The organism is Streptomyces flavofungini (genome assembly GCF_030388665.1).
Taxonomy (GTDB): domain Bacteria; phylum Actinomycetota; class Actinomycetes; order Streptomycetales; family Streptomycetaceae; genus Streptomyces; species Streptomyces flavofungini_A.
Genome location: NZ_CP128846.1, coordinates 4,578,646 through 4,594,334 on the forward strand (window position 1 = coordinate 4,578,646; position 15,689 = coordinate 4,594,334).

Below are 15,689 nucleotides of genomic sequence, written 5' to 3' on the forward strand. Positions count from 1 at the left end.
TCAGAGTGCCTCCGCAGTTCTCTCCCGCCTCAGCGCGCACAGGAGCGCGACGGCGACATAGCCGAGCAGTACGGCCACGGCGGCCCATGCCTGCAGGGGCATGGTCAGTTCGGGGTCGTGCAGCAGGGACAGCTGGGCCCCACCGGGCAGGAATCGCCCGAAAGACGGGGCGGCGACGATCAGGACGGCCTCGATGCCGGACGTGTAGGCCACGATGGCGATGACGGTGGCCACTTGGTTGCGGATCAGATACCCCAGCGCCACGCCCCAGGGCCCGGCGAGGGCGCTGATCACGACGATCATCGCGTTGAGGCGGATCATGTCACCGGTGTACGTGGGCGCGTGGCCGCCGAGGACGGCGACCAGGGTGCTGGTGAGCACGGACAGGACGCCCACGGGGAGGCCCACCAGAAAGGCGACCAGGGCCTTGGCGGCGAGCACCCGCTCCCGGCGGGGGGTGATGAGATAGGTGCGGGTCCAGGTGCGGTGCCGGTATTCGCCGGTCACCAGGAGAGAGCCCGCGACGGTCGCGAAGAGCAGGCCCGCGAACCCCTGGCGGACGATCTGCTCGGCCGCGTCGGCGCCGGAGGTGCCCTGGTCGTTGACCGTCTGGATGGTTCCGTAGCCCGCCATCGCGATCAGGCCGAGGCCGATGGCCACGGTGTACAGCAGGCCGCGTCCTGCCCACAACTTGCGGAACTCGCTTGCCAGTTCGCTGCTCATACCGCTGCCGCCTCCCGGTCGAGAACGCTGTGGAACGCGTCTTCCAGGGACGCTTGGTGCTCATGGGCCATCAGTGCGCTGACGGTGCCCGCGTAACGCACGCGGTGACTGAGGACGACGACGTCGTCGGCGGTCTTCTCGATCTCGTCCAGGCTGTGGCTCGAGACCAGAACCGCGCCGCCGTCGTCGGCGAAGCCCCGCAGGAAGGCGCGCAGCCAGCGGATGCCGTCGGGGTCGAGGCCGTTGGCGGGCTCGTCGAGGACCAGGGCACCGGGGGAGCCGATGAGCGCGCAGCCGAGGGAGAGCCGCTGGCGCATGCCCAGCGACAGCGCGCTGATCTTGCGGTGTGCGGCGTCGGTGAGGTCCACCGTCTCCAGGACGTCGTCCGCCGCCGTGATCGGCATGCCCAGGGAGCGGGCGACCAGGCGGAGCTGGGCGCGGACGGTGAGGGCGGGGTGCCCGGGTACGTCGGTGGTGGCCGCGCCGACGACCCGGGCGGGCGCGGGAAGGTCCCGGTACGGGACGCCGTTGATCAATGCGGTTCCGGCGGTCGGGGCGGTGAGCCCCAGCAGCATGCGGAGGGTGGTCGATTTGCCTGAGCCGTTGCGGCCCACCAGGGCCGTGACGGAGCCGGCCGGGACTTGGAAGGACACGTCGTCGACGACTCGGCGCGAGCCGTAGACCTTGGTCAGGTCCTTGCAAACAATCGTTGGATCCACGCGGTTGACTTTCCGGTCTCGGGCATGTCAGCTCCTGCGCGCCAGGAGGCGCCAAATCGCGGCGACCTCCACCACGGCCAGTGCCCACAGGCCGATCTGCAGGGCTCCGTCGCTGTTCTTGGCGAGGGCCGCTGTGCCCAGCAGCGCGGCACTGAACAGGACGACGTAGGAATAGCGGTTATTCATGGACCAAATCCAATGGTGAGAAACGACTTGCTTCTCTTGGAGTCTATGAGGGGCGCCACTCGACGTGCGCGGCGGCCCAGCCGGCCCCGGGAGCGGAGTAGTGATACGCGCTCCCGGACGCCGACATGTGGCCGAGCTGCTCGCCGATCAGGTAATGCTGAGGCCGATGACGAACGCGGCACCACCGGCGGTCGTCACCTGGACGACGTCGTTCCAGCCGGGCGCGTCCAGAGAGTCGAGCTCCTCGACGGCGAAGTCAGTGGACTCCTGCGGCATTTCGATGGAACCGTGGTTCATCTTCCTTCTCCTTCATCAGGTATACGAGGCGATGCCTCGTGGATACGGGGTGGTACGAGGTTTTTGTCAGCGGGGGAGCAACCCGTCCGCCGCGCCAGGGGCGGGGCAGTACCCGCAGCGAGTGCGGGCGCTGCCCCAGGACCACTGGCCGACCTGGATCAGGTCAGGGCGACGGCGCCGGCGATGCCTCCGGCGATGCCCACGCCCGCGGCGAACCCGTCCATGAAGCCGGGTGCGGCCAGCTCCTCCATCTGCTCGACGGCGAAGTCACCGGCGGTGGCGAGGGGGGAGGTCAGCTGCTGCTCCATGTCGTTCTGCATGGTTGCTCCTTCGAGACGGCGGGCCGAGGCCCGCGAGGTGCGGTCCGGTTCGGAACGAGCCGGACCGGGGTGGGACGGCGGGCCGAGGCCCGTGTCCCGCGGTCCGGTTCAGAGAGAAGCAGAGTGAACCGGACCGAGTCTGTGGGTGTCTCAGGTGAGCGCGATACCGGCGGTCAGACCGCCGCCGATCGCCGCTCCGAGCCACGTCTCCTTGTCCCAGCCGAGGAAGCCCGGGGCGTCCAGCGCCTCCAGCTCCTCGACGGCGAAGTCCTGGGCGAAACCGGCGTTGCCCGGCAGGGAAAGGGATTCGGCGTGCATTTCGTTCCTCCTGGAGAACGTGGAGAGCGTTGAGAACCTTTAGAACGTTGAGAACGTCGAGAACGTTTTCGCGGTGCTGCCCACATCTTGCACACAGCGAAATCGCTCCGGGAAGCCGATTCCGCTCTCTCTGCGGCCGCAACTGCGTTGTACCGCAGGGGCCTTTACGGCTGGGTAAAGAAACCCCTACGGTCCACCGGACGGAGGCCTGCGGGCGCCGCAGTCAACCCAACTTCCGTACGCCACCGGGCTTATGGGAATTCTCTGCGGTTGTGCCCGCACTGTGGCCAGGTGTGTACTGATGAGCATCCAATTTCGTCGAGAAAGGCCGGGCCGTGGGGGACACAGCAGTAAAGGAATACGCGGAGCTCACGGAAGCCGGTGCCGCCGAGCAATTGAGCGCGTGGTTCACGGGTGAGGTCGCGGGTGCGCGTCCGGCCGCTCAATCGGTCCTGGTGCAGTCCGGGGGCGACGTCCGGGCCCTGGTGGACGGGGGCCTGCTCGCTCCCGACGCCTACGTGTTCGCGGCCCCCGCCGATCTGCCCGAGGCCGACGGCCTGCGGACCGTCGAGGTCGAGGGCGGCGTGGAGTACTCGGGTGACGAACTGGTCATGTCCGGCAACCTGTACGTACAGGTCTTCGACTACGGCTCACTGCCCTATCTGTCCGTGGCCGGACCGACGGTGGTCCGGGTGACGGGGCCGGAGGACCACCAGGCGTTCCTCGACGACGCCGACCGCGCCGTGCGCGACGGCGTCTGGTCCGAGGGGCTCGCCCATCCCTCGGTGCAGCTCGCGGACCTCGCCACCCTCGTCCGTCCGACGAAGGACACCGGCCTCGGCAGGCTCTACGTCACCACCGGCGGCCAGGTCCGCACCGGCGTGGGCGGCCAGGACCTGGGACATGTCACGGCCGGCGCCGAAGCCCTGCGAGCGGCCCTCGACGCGTGCGCGGGCGATCCGTCACTCGGCTCCGTCGTGCCGGGGGACGTGCTGCGGTCCGGTGCGGCCGAGCGGCCGTGGCTGGAGCGCTACGCGAAGGCGCTGGAGGTACGCCGCCGACTGGCACCGAAGTACGGGACGGACATACGCGTCTCGGGCTTCGGCGGCCGGTTCACCGACGAGCTCCCCGCGCATCCCGTCGAGTCCGCCCGCGAGGTGCTGCTCGTGGAGGCCCTCGGCGACTTCCTTGCGGTCCGCACGGACGACTACCGGCTCTTCAGGCTGGGCAAGGGCTCGGCCCGCCTGCTTGAGGTCTTCTGCGCGCTGGGCGCCGCGAGTTCACCGGACGCGGCCTCCCGCGCCGCGGCCACGGCCGGCCGCCTGCTCGGCATGACGGACGACCAGGCGCGCGACGCCCACGCCGCCATCACGGCCCGGCTCGACCTCACGGACGCGCCCGACGCCACGACGGGCGGTGCCTGACCATGCCCGCCACCGCGACCGGCCTACCCGTTCCGCCCGCCCCGCCCCACCTGCCCGACCCGACCGGACTCGCCGGCCAGATCGCCCAGACCCTGGGCGACTCCCTGACCGTCGCCGAGCTCTACGGCCCGCTCGGCGGCCCCGTCTACCACGAGCTCACCGCGGACGACACCCACGAGATCCGCGACGTACTGGCCCTGCTGCGCGGCGTACCGGGCCCTGTTCTCGAACTCGCCTGCGGCTCGGGCAGGTTGACGCTTCCGCTGCTGGCCGCCGGGCACCAGGTCACCGGCGTCGACACCTCCGGCAGCCTCCTCGCACAGCTGCGCGACCGGCTGTCCGAGCCCGCCGCCCAGCGCCTCGCCCGGCGGCTGACCCTGGTCGAGGCCGACATGTGCGCCCTGGATCTGCCCGAACGTTTCGGTGCCGCGCTCCTCGGCACCACCACCATCGGCCTGGTGCCGCCCGCCGCCCGACCCGACTTCTTCCGCACGGTCCGCGCACACCTCGCTCCCGGCGGCCTGTTCGTGCTCAGCGCCCACACGCCGTCCGCCGAGCACGCCGACCAGCCCACCGTCCGCCCGGTGGTCACCCCCCAGGGGGTCACCTTCGTCATCGACCAGGCCGAGCCCGGTCTCGGGCAGCGCCAGGTCGCCATCCTGCGGCTGCCCGCGCAGGGCGGTCCGCTGCTGCTGACGTCCACCGTCAACGTGCCGGACCCCGAGACCCTCGCCGAAGAACTCCGGAGCGCCGGGTTCGACCTCGCCGAGGTCCGCACGGCCCGCCCCGCCGCCGGTGTCCCCTCCGAACTGAGCATCCTGGTCGCAAGGAGCCCCCGATGAGCCCCGCAAGCTCCGCAGTCCCCACCGCCCCCACGGCCCCGGCCACCCCCGGCACCCACTACCCGCTGTGGGAGTCGCTGCTGCCCGCCGCCGAGCAGGGCCGCATCGAGCGTCGGGCGGTCGGCGCCAAGGGCTCCCGGCTGCGCTTCGCCGACGCCAGCGAGGTCCTGGACGCCACCAGCGGCCTGTGGAACGTCAACATCGGCTACGGCAACGCCGCCATCGCCGACGCCATCGCCCAGGCCTGCCGCGACGCCTCGTACCTGAACCTCTTCCGCAACTCCCACACCTACGCCCTCCAGGCCGCCCGCGACCTGGTGACCGCGGCGGGGCCCGCGGCGTATCGACGGGTGGTCTTCTCCACCTCCGGCGGCTCCGCGAACGACCTCGCCATGAAGATCGCCCGCCAGTACGCGGTGCTTCGCGCGCAGCCCGAACGGCGGCTGGTCGTCGGCCTCAAGGGCAGTTACCACGGGCTGACCTACGGCGCGCACTCGCTGACCGGTGAGGCGCTCGGCCAGCAGATGTACGGCGTCGACCTGCGCAACGTACGCCATGTGGACCCCTCCTCACCCGAGGAGCTGGAGCGGTTCATGAAGCGCCACGGTTCCCAGGTGGCCTCGCTGGTGTGCGAGCCCGTCCTCGGCTCGGGGGTGCACCCGCTGTCCGCCGACTTCGTCGACGCCGTGCTGAAGCTGCGGCGGGAGTACGGCTTCTTGCTGGTCGCCGACGAGGTGGCCACCGGATTCGGCCGTACGGGGCCGCTGTTCGCCAGCTCCGCGTGGGCCGAGTCACCGGATCTTCTGCTCACCTCCAAGGGGCTGACCAACGGCACCTGCGCCGCGTCGGCCGTCCTCGTCTCGCACCCGGTCTCCGAGGCCTTCGAGCAGCACGACGCCGTGCTGATGCACGCCGAGACGCAGGCGGGCACCCCGGCCTCCTGCGCGGCGATCACGACCACGCTGGAGCAGTTCGCCGAGCTGGACGTCCTCGCGGCGTCCGCGCGCACCGCGGAGCGCCTCGACGCGCTCCTGGCCGACCTCGCCGAGCGGATCCCGGCCGTGCACAGCACCAGCGGTCTCGGCTGCTTCCGCGCGGTGCACCTGCGCGACGCGGACGGCGACCGGTTCGACGGGCAGGCCGTACAGGACGTCATCGCGGCGGTACGCGGCCACGGCGCCCTGGTCTATCCCGGCCCCGGCTGCGTCCAGCTCGTCCCCATGCTGACCAGCAGCGAACAGGACCTCGACGATCTGGCCCACGCGCTGCTGCGGGGTCTGGCCGTGGCAGGCCGCCGATGACGACCGCCGCCGGCGCCGCGCCCGCCGCCGGGCCGCCGGCCATCTGGCAGCGGGCGACCCGGGTGCACGTGGGGCAGGGGGCGATCGTCGAGGCGCTGGCGGCGGAGCGGCCCGGCCGCGCGCTGCTCGTCGTGGACGCCCGGCAGCCCCGACTGCCGGACGTGATCGGCCGGTCGACGCGGGCCACGCACACCGAGCTGGTCAGCGTGGACCCCGCGGACTGCGACCTGGAGACCAGCGTGCGCCTGTCCGAGCGGCTCGTCGACGCCGACTGGGTGGTCGCGGCGGGGGGCGGGTCCGTGATGGACGCCGTGGCCCTGGCACGCCTGTTCACCGCGGCACCGGACACCGTGGCCCGGATCCGGCTCGGCGGCGGGCGTCCCGGTCTGGTGCGCGGACCGGCACCGAGCGAGCTGGGACCGCACCCCCGACTGATCGCCGTACCGACCACCGTGGGAACGGCCGCGGAGGTCAGCGCCGCGGCCACCGTGCTGGTCGGCGGCCACCGCAAACTGGTCATGCATCCCCAACTGGCGGCCGACGTCGCCTGCCTCGACCCGGCCGCGACCCGCACCCTGCCCCCCTCCGCCCTGCGCGAAGGCGCCCTGGAAGCGATCCTGCGCCTCTGCAACGGCTACCTGCCACGGCCGGGACAGCGGTTCCCGCCGACCGCCGACGCCGAAGCCCGCGACCTGCTGCGCGACCTGGCGCACACCACGGTGTCCGGCGGCAGCGCCCTGGATGTTGCCGTGCTCAGCGCCCGCACCGTGCTCGGCTTCGCGACCGTCGGCCGGGACTCCTTCGCGGGCAAGGTGTGGTACCTCGCCAATGAGCTGTCCACCGTGGCCGGCGTGCGCAAGATGTCGGCGACCGCGGCCCTCGTACCCGTTGTGTGGTCCCGGGTCATGCGGGGCGACACCCGCTTCGGGGACGCGGAACGGCTCCGGGCCGCCTGGGCCGCCTTGCGCGCCGGCCACCCCGAGCTGCCCCTCGACCCGGTCCAGGGTCTGCGGCACCTGAGCAGGGCCTGGGGCGTCGGCGGCCCGCTGCCCCCGGTCGACCCCGAAGCCCTGGCCGTCCGCGCGGTGCGCGCCTGGGGCGCGGGACTGCCCATGCTCGACGGCTTCAGCACCCACGACATCGCCGGCCTCTACGCCGATGCCCTCCAGGGAGCCCACCAGTGATCGACTTCTCCGCCACGCTCGCCCCCGAGAACGGCCTGGCCTCCGCGCACGCCATCCGCCCCCCGCGCCGGCCCGACGAACCCCTGTGGCAGGGCCTGGCGGAGCTGCACCGTGACCGCACCGGCGCCGGCGAACGGCAGGGCGAGGCCCTGAGCCCCACGGTGGTGGGCGCCTACGGCATCTCCCCCTCCGACACCCTGACCCGCGCGGCGGGCGAGGCCGTGGAACGGTTCGCGCTGCTTCCGGTCCCGGACCCGGGCTCCGGCCCGATCTCCGGCGAGGGCCGTCCCGCCCGCATCGAGGACCTCGGCCCCCAGGCCGCCCTCGACCCCACCGCCCCCCACGCAGGCCTCGCCGCCGCCGACACCCTGGACCGGCCGCTGCGCTGGTATCCGGCCCAGTGGCTGGACAGCGGCGCTCCCCTCCAGGTGCCTGCCGGGCTCGTCGACTATCCCGCCCGCGCCGAGGACTCCGACGGCTTCGACCCGTCGCCCTCCGGGGCGGCGTCGGGCGGCACACGGGAGCAGGCGCTGCGCTCGGCGCTGCTGGAAGTCATCGAGCGGGACGCCTTCTTGACCGCCTGGTTCCACCAACTGCCGCTGCGCCTGCTCGACGCGGACCACTTCGCGTCTCGCGCCCCTGATCCGGGCTCCCCCGGCGTGCGGCGCTTCCGGCAGGCCCTCCACGCCGCCCGCGCCCTCGGCCTGCATCCCGTCCTCGCCCGCGTCCCCACCCATGTGCCGGGCGTCGTCTGCACCGTGGGCGTCATCATCGACACCGCCGACGGCCGACCGCTGGCCGCGGTCGGGGCGAGCGCGTCCGACGACCCGGCGACCAGCGCCGTCAAGGCCCTCCAGGAAGCCCTGCAGATCCGCTCCGCCCTTCGGCTCGTACAGCGCGCGCACCCTGCCGAGCACCCGTCCCGCCGTCCTCCGGGCGACCTGGAGCGCGCGCAGTACTTCGCGTCGACCGCGGGCGTACGGGCCGTGGAGCGCTGGGTCGCCACCTTCACCCCGGCAGAAACCGCCGAGACCGCAGAGACCGCCGAGGCGATCGCGCCGGACGCGCCGGACGCCGTCACCGTGACCGATCTGCTCGACGCCCTGCACACGCAGGGAGTACGCCCCGTCGTCGTCGACCTGACCCACCGCCTGCCCGACCCGATCAGGGCCATGGGCTGGCACGCCGTCAAGGTGATCCCCGTCGGCATGCAACCTCTGCGCATGGACGACCGGCTGGAGTTCACCTGGCACCGGGAGCGTCTTGAGGCCGCGCGAGCACGGTTCGGTTGCGGTCGGCACCCCGCCGCAGCCGACCCCGAACCCCACCCGCTGATCTGAGGCCCTGGCGGCGAGCGCCGCCGTCGCCCGTCTCAGGCCGCCATGGCACTCCGCAGGGTGCGGGCCAGATCCGTACGCCCGGTGATGCCCAACTTCCGGTAGGCGTTGGTGAGATGGAACTCCACCGTCCGCTGCGTCACGTACAGCCGACCAGCGATGTCCTCGTTGCTCAGCCCCTGCACGGCGAGTTCGACGACGCGCCGCTGGCCCGCGGTCAGGGCGCGCGGGCCGACCTGGGAGTAGCGGCGCGGGCGCGCTCCGGTGGCGAGGAGCTTGTGGTACGCCTCCTGCGCCGCCCGCTGCGCCGAACCCGCCTGGGCCAGGCCGAGGGCCCGGCGCAGAACCTCCCGTGCGGACTCGGTCCGACCGGCCGCGTGCAGGGCGGTGCCCTGGGCGATCAGGGAGCGGACCAGTTCGAGCCCGCAGCCCGCGTCCTCCAGGAGGAGCACCGATTCCTCAAGGAGTTCCGGGCAGTCGGAGCGGGCATCGGCGAGGGCCGCGGCCCGCAGGCTCTTGGCGAGGGTGATCGGTGCGCCCCAGCGGCGGGCCAGGACGAGTTCCTCGTCGCTGAGGCGCTGCGCCTCCTGCGGCCGTCCTTCCTGACGGTGCAGTTGAGCGGCCTGTGACCGCCAGGCGATCCGCCCCGGATTGTCGCCCTCATATCGGGCCAAGAGGCGTCCGCACTGCTCCAGATCGTGCAGTGCGGCGTGGGGGTGGCCCTCGGCGGCGCGGAGTTGGGCCCGCGCGGCCAGGAAGTGGGGCCAGAGCCAGTTCTCGGGCACGGCGCGCCACCGCGGGTCGTCGGCGATGCGGCGCGCGTCCTGGGCCCGGCCGCTCTCGACCAGGGGCAGCATCGCGGCGGACGCCACGAGCGCCCCGTAGGGGTGCGGCTCGGGCAGCAGCCGCAGCGCCTCGTCGGCCGCCGTCAGGGCGCCGGGCAGGTCTCCCTGCTGGAAGCGGATCTGGGACTCCTGCGCGCGCAGCACCGCCCGCATGGCCGGGGGCCTGCCGCCGAGGTCGAAGGCGCTGATCGTCTCGTTCCAGCGGCTCGCGGATTCAAGCCGGTCGGCGTGGCGGAGCGCCTCGATCGCCACCACGGCGCACCACAGCGGCTCGCGCTCGGCGTCGAAGTGGTGCAGCGCTCCCTCGGCCGCGGTCATGGCCTCGGCCGCGCTCCCCATCCGCAACGAGGTGTACAGGGCGTGAGCGGCGAGCAGGGCCCGCTCACCGGGGGTCGTGCCGACCGGCACGCCGACAACCGGCACACCGTCCGACACCGCGTCCGGCACGGCGTCCGGCCGGCCGGTGAAGGGGCCGCTGCCGACGAGATCCGCCGCCGGTGCCGCCTCGTCGGCGATGCCCGCGGCGATGGCGGCGATGGCTCGCTGCCCGCGGATGCGGCGGAGCGCCTCGGCGTCGTCCGGTGCCGTCTCGGCGGCCTGTTCGTCGAGCAGTTCCATCGCGCGGTGGGCCTGCCCGCACTGGATGAGCCCGTCGGCGAGCAGCGGGATGCCGCGGGCGCGCAGGGCCGGATCCGCGGTGAGCTGTGTCCCCTCCTCCAGGTGCCGGACCGACGACATGACATCCGTACGCGACTCCAGGGCACCCAGTTCGAGCAGCAGAGAGGCCCGTTCGGGAAGGAAGGGGGTCGCCTGTGCCGCTCGGCGCAGATAGGTGATCGCCCGGTCGGTGGCCCCTCGCGCGGTCGCGTCGGTGGCCGCCGCCCTCAGGACCCCGACCTGCCAGCGTTCCTGCGTCGGCTCGCTGGTCAGGATCAGGTCTGCCACCCTTTCGTGCGGTACGCCCTGAGTGAAGAGCAGATGGGCTGCGCGGGCCTGGATGTCGGCGCGTTCGGCGAGCGAGAGGTGGCTGGACAGCGCGGCACGGACGACGGGGTGGAAGGACCGGTGCGAGCCGTCGGCGCGCAGCAGCCCGGTCCGCTCCAGGAGGGTGAGCGCGGAGGAGACGCTCCGGTGGCTCAGCCCCGTCAGCTGCTGCAGGAGGCCGACGTCGGCCTCGTCGCCGAGGAGGGCCGTCATGCCCGCCACGACGGTCAGGTCGTCGGGGTAGCGGGCCAGCCATTTCGGCACGATGACCTCCGTCACCCGGGAAGCGGCCTCGGCCGCTCTCGCGCGCTCGGCGGACAGCGGCGCGATGCCGCCGCGCGTGAACTCGCGGAGCAGGAGGGTCAGGAGTTTCGGGTTGCCCCCGCTCAGGTGCAGACACAGTCGCACGAAGTCGTCGTCGGCCGGTTCGCCCAGCGCAGCGACCGTCAGCTCCCCCACCGCCGCCGGTGGGAGCGGCCCGAGATCGATCGCGTGGCACAGCGGGCTCAGCGCGAGTTCCGCCGTCAGCTCCCGATGGGCGGCGGGCACGTCCCGGTCCGTGGCCAGGACGATGAGGACGGGCGCGTTGTGCAGACGCCGCGCCAGGAAGTCGATCCACTGGGCGGACTGGAGGTCGGCGTGGTGGAAGTCGTCCACGACCATGAGCACGGGAGCCCGCTCCGCCAGGTGCGTCATCTCCTGGAGCAGCCCTTCGAAGAGGCCGAACAGCCACTCGGTGGACGGTGGTTGACCGGTGAATCCGGCGTGGTCCACCGCCTTGAACAGCTGGCGGATCACACCGAAGGCGAAGGCCTGCTCCATGGCACCGCACTGCGCCCGCAGGACGGTCATGTCCCGGGCCCGGCCGTGCCGGGCGAGGCGCTCCAGGAGGGCGGTCCTGCCCGTTCCGGGAGCGCCCTCGATCAGCACGACCCCGGGCCTGCGCGCCTGCACGCCTTCCAGCATGAGCAGCAGCTCACCGACCTCACCGGCGCGGCCGACGAGCGCGGGGCCGGTGGCGTCGTGATCGGTGTGCGGTTCGTGTGACGCATGCGGGTACTGCGACGCATGCAGGCTCTGCGACGCAGATGGATCCTGCGAGACTCGTGAGGCGTGTGAGGCGTGTGAGGCGTCCTCGGCTCGATTCATGTTCGTCCCCCGTGTGTATTCATGCGGGCAGCGTTCCGGTGCTGCTCCGGGTCATCAGGTCGGCATCGCGTCCGGATCAGGTCCTGTTCAGGTCTGGATCAGGTCTGGATCAGGTCTGGATCAGGTCTGGATCAGGTCCGGATCAGGCCGGAATCAGATCGGGCAGGTCCCACTCACCGCCCAGTCGGCCATAGGCGTACGCCGCCGACGTCATCGTCATGTGATGGTGCCAGCCGGGATAGGACCGGCCGCCGAAGTCGGCGAGGCCGAACCCGCTCTCCAACTCCTCCAGGCTGTGCCGGGCCCGTACGGTCAGCTGTGCCAGAGCGAGGAGCCGGTCGGCGCGGGCGTGCGTCAGGTTGGTGAGCCACCACCGGGACGAGCCGCGCTCGTGCGGGAGGGCGAGGACCCGGTGGGTGCGGTGGGCGCCCCCGGCGTGGTGCGGTTCCCGCACGGTGCCGGGGACGGCGAGGAGAAAGCCGCGGCCGCACAGGTCGAGCCCGCGGGCGACGGCCGCGGTGTCGATGTCGTCCGGCAGGTCGGCGACGACCGGCAGGGTGCTGAGGCCGGTTGCCCGGACCTGGGAGTCGGCCAGGTCGAGGACCAGCTGCTCGACTGATGAGCCCGGCACATCATCGGGGATGCGGGCGCGCAGCCGGTGTGCGGGATCGCTGCCCCAGGGGCCGGGAAGCAGCAGCCGCCAGTCGACGGGAACGGCTTCCCCGGCGGTGGCGAGGAAGCCACCCAGGCCCACCTGGCAGATGGCGTGCCGTCCGGCCGAGGCGACGAAGCTGCTGTGCGCGCCGCACGAGTGCGGGCCGCGCTTGAGCAGGACGGCACGGTCGACGACGTACGCCCGCGGGCCCATCCGGTGGACGGTCCACCGGGCCAGTTCCGCCCGGACCGGGGCCCAGGCCCAGGGGCTCGCGTTGATGAACTGGTGCAGGGAGAGGAACGCGGTCGGCGAGTCCGACACGGTGGCCGCGAGTCGGCGCACCGACTTCTTCCCGGGCGTCGCCAGCACGCTCACCAGGAACGCGTGCGCCCACCGGCGCTGGTCGGCGCGGGGCAGCTCCGCGAAGACGCGTTGCGAGAACGCCGCCACTGCGGACCTGGGGCCGGCGGTGACGTGCGTGACCATGAACTCTCCACTGAGGCAGCTGAGACAGCGTGTGGACGGCGAACTCCGAAAACCATAACGAACATCTCTTTTTTTTCAAGACCCTTCCGACCGGCTCTCGCACCGCACACACCACCCGCCCTCAGTCCGGGCGCACCGACCCCCGTCGGGGCATACGCTCCCGCCCGGCCTCAGGACGGACCGAGTGGGCCATGGAAGTTTCGGATAGTCACGGAACTCTGCCGCATTTTCAGCAAGTCGGTATTGCGACACGGACCTTGGCACTGGAGACTCAGCCGTATCCCAGCAACGAGCCTGGCACGACCGGGACGTTGTGCCCCCGCCGGATGGGCTCTCCATGTCCGTCGGTGAGCCACCGTGGAGAGTGCAAGACCATGCAGGAAAGAGCGGCCCGCACTCGGGCTCTCGTCATCCGCGCCGCCGCGGAGCTCTTCGCGCGTGACGGGTACGGAGACGTCACCTACCGCCAGATCGCCGCCGCGGCGAAGGTCTCCGTGGGCTCTCTGACCTTTCACTTCGCGTCGAAGAGCGAGCTGGCGGACACCATCCAGACCGAGGGCGCGCAAGCAGCGCGGCTGGCCGTCGAACGCGTCACGGATGCGGGCGGGCCCGCCCTCGGGCAGGTCCTCGGCATCACCATCGAGCTCACACGGCTCCTTGAGGACGACGTCTGCGCGTGGGCCGCGCTGCGGCTGACGCGTGAGCGGCAGGGGGCGGGCCGGTGGTCCGAGCTGTGGCTCCCGACCGTGCGCGCGCTGCTCGTCCGGGCCCACAAGGAGGGGCAGCTGCGCGATTCGGCCCGCTCGGAAGACCTCTTGACGCTGGTGGAACACCTCGTGGGCGGGGCGGAGACATATCTGCGGGACCGGATCGGTACGCGGGAGACGTACGAGGACGCGGCGACGGGGCAGACGCACCAGGACGGGGCGACGGGGCAGACGTACGAGGACGCGGCCACGCGGGAGACGTACGAGGACGCGGCCACGCGGCTCGAACGGGTCTGGAACCTCGTCCTGGAAGGGGTCGCCCCCGTGACGGGTCCGCAGGGCGTTCCCGCTCCCCGGTGGGGGAGGTCGGCCGACGCCGTGCCGTAGCCCGGGCGGGGTCGCCCGGCACCACCTCAACGGGCGCCGTCGCCCACGTGGAGGCGGTACGTCAGGCCGTGGGGGAGGCTGAACCGGCCCCCCGATGCCCCGCGATCAGCGCGCGGTACCACCCGGCCGCCTCCCCGACGGCTTCCAGTGGACCGGGACCGGGCGCGCAGCCGGCCAGGCCCCAGATCCTGTCGCTGCGGTACCAGTGGTCGCGCGCCAGGAGCGCGAACTGCCGCTCGCTCACCCGGCCCGGCGTCGCCCGCAGCCGCTCGACGCACTCGTCCCAGGAGAGATCGCCGTCGGCCGCGGGCAGCACCCGGTGGGCGGCGAGCTCGGCCAACAGGTCCGCGCAGCGCACCGGTTCGGGGTGGCTGGCGTGGAATACGCCCGCCGGGACACCCCGGGCGCCGGGGGCGGCCAGGGCGAGGTGGGCGATCAGGCGGGCCAGGGCGGTCACGTCGACGGCGGACAGCAGGCCCCTGCCTCCGTCCCAGCGGGCGGGGACCCGGGCGCGGAGTTCGGCCAGCGCGGGCACCACCCAGCGGTCCCCCCGGCCGAGCACCAGGCCGGGCCGCAGCACGGTCGCCCCGGCCGCCAGCGCGGGCGCCTCACCGGCCAGGCGGGTGCGGCTCGCCGGTGAGACGGGAGCGGGCACGAGGTCGTGGACGTCGGCGCCCCGGTGCGGGCCGGGACCGTAGACCGCGGCGGTCGACAGATGCACGATGCGGGGCGTTCCGGCCCGGCGCGCCTGTCCCATCAGGGCCGCGGTGCCGTCCACGTTGACGACCGTGCACGTCGCGGCGTCCGGCCCCAGCGCACAGGCCAGGTGCAGCAGCACATCGGCGCCCTCGCACAGGCCGCGCAGGGTGTCGGGGCTGCCGAGGTCGGCGGTCACCCAGGTGTCGGCCGGGGTCCGGTGCGCCGGCGGGCGGCGGGCGACGGCCGTGATGTGCGGGCGGCCGTGCCCGTCGCCCGCCTCGCCGAGCAGGGCCAGTTCGCGCAGGACCGCGGACCCGATGAACCCCGTGGCGCCGGTGAGGACGACGCGCGTACCGCTCACGTGTCGGCGCCGGTGCCGGCCTCGGGCAGGCGCAGGGTCTCGCGGGCGGACGGCGTCGCGATGGCGCGCAGCAGGTAGCGCCAGAGGGTGCGGGTCCGTTCGGGCAGGTCGGCGCGCTTGCTGGCCATGGTCGAGAAGATCTGGGTGCCCGTGTACGCGGCCACCAGGACGTTCGAGAACTCCTGCTCGTCCACGTCGTCGAGGAGCTCACCACGCGCGCGGGCCGCGACGAGCTGGACGCGGAACCGCTCGGCCCACTCCTGGTACGCGGTGTCGTCGTTGCGGCCGAACTCCTCCTGCTCGACCGCGAGTCGCACGCTGGCGCGGAACAGGACGTTGTGCTGGAGCTCGTGGGTGATGTGGGCGGTGATGTCGATCAGCCGCTGCAGCCCGTCCTCGCCGGGAGGCAGCTCGATGAAGTCCTGCTGGCTGGCCATCACGGCCTCGGCCAGGCCCAGCTTGGACTTGAAGTGGAAGTACATGCCGCCCTGGGTCACCCCCGCGCGCTTCATGATCTTGCTGATGCTCGCGCCGCCGTAGCCGTACTCGTCGAACACCTCGGCGGCGGCGCGCATCACGATCTCCCGCGTCCGCACCGCCCGTTCCTGTTTCGGCTCCGCGAGCCCCGCCATGGAATCTCTCCCTGCTCTCCCTCGACAAAGAAAACGAACAACCATTATTTTACTACTGCCGCGTCAGCAGGGGAGCTGTCGCGGATTCGTTGTGCTCACACACAGGGGGGAACTCGTTGTGCTCACACACCAG

General features: G+C 72.6%; 16 protein-coding genes. 6 read left to right on the forward strand and 10 right to left on the reverse strand.

Features of this window, described 5'->3' with window-relative positions; translation table 11 throughout:
• The 6 genes from QUY26_RS19075 to QUY26_RS19100 form a co-directional block, all read right to left on the reverse strand.
• A complete protein-coding gene (locus QUY26_RS19075) occupies window positions 1-723 on the reverse strand; it encodes an ABC transporter permease (RefSeq protein ID WP_289948295.1) in 723 nt (240 codons plus the stop codon).
• The gene (locus tag QUY26_RS19080; RefSeq protein WP_289948296.1) at window positions 720-1,442 is read right to left on the reverse strand and encodes an ABC transporter ATP-binding protein; all 723 of its coding nucleotides are present in this window, start codon (window positions 1,440-1,442) and stop codon (window positions 720-722) included. Before QUY26_RS19080 ends, QUY26_RS19075 begins: the two co-directional genes overlap by 4 nt.
• Window positions 1,443-1,469: 27 nt before the next feature.
• Window positions 1,470-1,628 (reverse strand): hypothetical protein, encoded by a 159-nt coding sequence (locus QUY26_RS19085; protein ID WP_289948297.1) that lies wholly within the window; start codon window positions 1,626-1,628, stop codon window positions 1,470-1,472.
• A 147-nt stretch (window positions 1,629-1,775) separates the two neighbouring features.
• The gene (locus QUY26_RS19090; RefSeq protein ID WP_289948298.1) at window positions 1,776-1,925 is read right to left on the reverse strand and encodes a hypothetical protein; all 150 of its coding nucleotides are present in this window, start codon (window positions 1,923-1,925) and stop codon (window positions 1,776-1,778) included.
• A 158-nt stretch (window positions 1,926-2,083) separates the two neighbouring features.
• Complete coding sequence (locus QUY26_RS19095) at window positions 2,084-2,245, reverse strand: hypothetical protein (RefSeq protein WP_289948299.1); 162 nt, start codon at window positions 2,243-2,245, stop codon at window positions 2,084-2,086.
• A 150-nt stretch (window positions 2,246-2,395) separates the two neighbouring features.
• Window positions 2,396-2,563 (reverse strand): hypothetical protein, encoded by a 168-nt coding sequence (locus QUY26_RS19100; RefSeq protein WP_289948301.1) that lies wholly within the window; start codon window positions 2,561-2,563, stop codon window positions 2,396-2,398.
• Between the two features lie 335 nt (window positions 2,564-2,898).
• Here QUY26_RS19100 and mpaB point away from each other — a divergent pair, with 335 nt between their 5' ends.
• The 5 genes from mpaB to QUY26_RS19125 are packed head-to-tail and all read left to right on the forward strand — an operon-like array spanning window position 2,899 to window position 8,654.
• Complete coding sequence (gene mpaB / locus QUY26_RS19105) at window positions 2,899-3,987, forward strand: daptide biosynthesis RiPP recognition protein (RefSeq protein ID WP_289948303.1); 1,089 nt, start codon at window positions 2,899-2,901, stop codon at window positions 3,985-3,987.
• Window positions 3,988-3,989: 2 nt separating this feature from the next.
• Window positions 3,990-4,829 carry a daptide-type RiPP biosynthesis methyltransferase gene (gene mpaM, locus QUY26_RS19110; protein WP_289948306.1) on the forward strand — a complete coding sequence of 280 codons (840 nt, stop codon included), beginning with the start codon at window positions 3,990-3,992 and terminating at the stop codon, window positions 4,827-4,829.
• The gene (gene mpaD / locus QUY26_RS19115; protein WP_289948308.1) at window positions 4,826-6,130 is read left to right on the forward strand and encodes a daptide-type RiPP biosynthesis aminotransferase; all 1,305 of its coding nucleotides are present in this window, start codon (window positions 4,826-4,828) and stop codon (window positions 6,128-6,130) included. The genes mpaM and mpaD overlap by 4 nt, the downstream gene beginning before the upstream one ends.
• Window positions 6,127-7,314 (forward strand): iron-containing alcohol dehydrogenase, encoded by a 1,188-nt coding sequence (locus tag QUY26_RS19120; protein WP_289948311.1) that lies wholly within the window; start codon window positions 6,127-6,129, stop codon window positions 7,312-7,314. The genes mpaD and QUY26_RS19120 overlap by 4 nt, the downstream gene beginning before the upstream one ends.
• On the forward strand, window positions 7,311-8,654 hold the full coding sequence (locus QUY26_RS19125) for a YcaO-like family protein (protein WP_289948312.1): 1,344 nt from the start codon (window positions 7,311-7,313) through the stop codon (window positions 8,652-8,654). The genes QUY26_RS19120 and QUY26_RS19125 overlap by 4 nt, the downstream gene beginning before the upstream one ends.
• Before the next feature lie 32 nt (window positions 8,655-8,686).
• Here QUY26_RS19125 and QUY26_RS19130 read toward each other — a convergent pair whose 3' ends face one another.
• On the reverse strand, window positions 8,687-11,629 hold the full coding sequence (locus QUY26_RS19130) for a helix-turn-helix transcriptional regulator (RefSeq protein WP_289948314.1): 2,943 nt from the start codon (window positions 11,627-11,629) through the stop codon (window positions 8,687-8,689).
• A 142-nt stretch (window positions 11,630-11,771) separates the two neighbouring features.
• Window positions 11,772-12,770 (reverse strand): IS701 family transposase, encoded by a 999-nt coding sequence (locus QUY26_RS19135; RefSeq protein WP_289948315.1) that lies wholly within the window; start codon window positions 12,768-12,770, stop codon window positions 11,772-11,774.
• A 374-nt stretch (window positions 12,771-13,144) separates the two neighbouring features.
• On the opposite strand from QUY26_RS19135, the gene QUY26_RS19140 reads away from it, so the two are divergent.
• Window positions 13,145-13,864, forward strand: a complete 720-nt coding sequence (locus QUY26_RS19140) for a TetR/AcrR family transcriptional regulator (RefSeq protein WP_289948317.1) — start codon at window positions 13,145-13,147, stop codon at window positions 13,862-13,864.
• A 61-nt stretch (window positions 13,865-13,925) separates the two neighbouring features.
• On the opposite strand, the gene QUY26_RS19145 is transcribed toward QUY26_RS19140, so the two are convergent.
• On the reverse strand, window positions 13,926-14,924 hold the full coding sequence (locus tag QUY26_RS19145; protein ID WP_289948318.1) for an NAD-dependent epimerase/dehydratase family protein: 999 nt from the start codon (window positions 14,922-14,924) through the stop codon (window positions 13,926-13,928).
• The gene (locus QUY26_RS19150; RefSeq protein ID WP_289948320.1) at window positions 14,921-15,556 is read right to left on the reverse strand and encodes a ScbR family autoregulator-binding transcription factor; all 636 of its coding nucleotides are present in this window, start codon (window positions 15,554-15,556) and stop codon (window positions 14,921-14,923) included. The genes QUY26_RS19145 and QUY26_RS19150 overlap by 4 nt, the downstream gene beginning before the upstream one ends.
• Window positions 15,557-15,689: the final 133 nt, after the last annotated feature.